The organism is Pseudomonas sp. P4_C8 (genome assembly GCF_056401975.1).
In genome coordinates this window covers 1-503 of record NZ_JBFUIH010000140.1, presented here as the reverse complement: position 1 = coordinate 503, position 503 = coordinate 1, and the positions used below count along the sequence as shown (strand labels likewise).

General features: G+C 61.8%; 1 protein-coding gene. It reads left to right on the top strand.

Annotated features, from left to right (window positions below; genetic code table 11):
- Positions 1-503 (top strand): Ig-like domain-containing protein (locus AC1DWM_RS30245; protein ID WP_477796912.1); only part of this gene is annotated, 503 nt, incomplete at both ends.

Genomic DNA, 503 nt, shown 5'->3' with positions numbered 1-503 from the left:
CGGTCAATGACCCGAGCGTCATGACCGCGGACACCAATACTGTCGATGAAGACCAYGTKGCMACCGGYAACGTGCTGGGCAACGATAGCGATGTCGACAACGATCTGAGTGTCGCGACATTCACGGTTGGCGGCACCGAGTACACCGCAGGCGCCACCCCGGCGATCATCGCCAACGTCGGCACCCTGGTGATCGGGGCGAACGGTGCTTACACCTTTACYCCGGACTCCAACTACAACGGCACCGTGCCGACCGTCACCTACACCACCAATACCGGTTCCACCAGCACGCTGGATATCAGCGTCACCCCGGTCAATGACCCAAGCGTCMTGACCGCGGACACCAAAACTGTCGATGAAGACCACGCGGCCACCGGCAACGTGCTGGGCAACGATAGCGATGTCGACAACGATCTGAGTGTCGCGACATTCACGGTTGGCGGCACCGAGTACACCGCAGGCGCCACCCCGGCGATCATCGGCCAACGTCGGCACCCTGGTGAT